Below are 1117 nucleotides of genomic sequence, written 5' to 3'. Positions count from 1 at the left end.
ACAATCGTCCATCAGCCGAATTCTTAAGCGCGTAACAGAGGGTACAATTGATAGCTTCCAAGTGTTCAATCAAGCACTTATTGATCAAGCACGTCTGGTTCGAAATGACACGAATATGGTCATCGATTTAGATTCTACCCATTCGGATACATTTGGCAACCAAGAGCAAACAGCATACAACGCTCATTATAAAACAACGGGTTACCACCCTTTGGTGGCTTTTGATGGGCTAACAGGTGATTTTTTAAAAGCGAAACTTCGTTCAGGCAATCAATATACTTCAAACGGCGTTAAGGAATTTCTTGAGCCCTTGTTGGAACATTATAACCAAGTGGTCCCTACGACAGATATCCTCGTTCGTGGAGATAGTGGTTTCGCGACACCAGTTATTTATGACTTGTGTGAGTTGTACGAAAATCAGTATGTCATTCGGCTGAAAGCCAATAATAATTTATACCGATTGGCTGAACAATTTGTGTGCATAGGCAATCATCATCCATGGGATGAAAAAGAAGTTTATTACCACTCGGTTTCTTATCAAGCCGGTTCGTGGGCGAACCCTCGACGTGTCTGTATTCGCTCAACGCGCGAAGTCGGTGAATTACTTTTTAGACATGCCTTTATCGTCACAAACTTTTCTGAGAATATCTCTGCCAAAAGAGTGTTTAAAACCTATAATAATCGGGGCATCATGGAAAACTATATCAAAGAAGCGAAAAACAGTTTCTTTTTTGATAAAACGGATAGTTCTGGTTTCCTTGAAAATGAAGGACGCATGATGATCAGCGTACTCGCTTATAACATGGTAAATTTCTTACGTACCATCTGTTTTGATTCGAAATGGCGCGGAATCCAAGTGAACACCATCCGACTACGCTTGTTTAAAGTGGCTGGTAAGCTCGTTACAACAGCTAGACAAATGTATTTAAAACTGTCCAGTGCTCATGTTTATCAAAGAGAATTGTATGCCGTATTCAGGGAAATCCAAAGGATTCGTCAATATATCTAAATAAGCACTCATTTTTTAAAATGTAAAGGAGACCTCGGGAGAAGTGTGTCCAAAATTCCGATTTAAAATGGGAAACTTTCAATCCTGTTCGTTGTAATCATAAAAATA

1 protein-coding gene is annotated in these 1117 nt (G+C 39.5%); it reads left to right on the top strand.

What is annotated here, in order from left to right; all coding sequences use genetic code 11:
* Window positions 1-1009, top strand: a 1009-nt coding sequence (locus C3945_RS11685; protein WP_161879823.1) for an IS1380 family transposase, incomplete at its 5' end; no start/stop codon positions are given.
* Window positions 1010-1117 lie beyond the last annotated feature (108 nt).

This window comes from Alkalibacterium sp. MB6 (genome assembly GCF_009935905.1).
Taxonomy (GTDB): Bacteria; Bacillota; Bacilli; order Lactobacillales; family Carnobacteriaceae_A; genus Alkalibacterium.
Note: the sequence above shows the minus strand (reverse complement) of the source record. Positions and strands in the feature narration are given on the sequence as shown.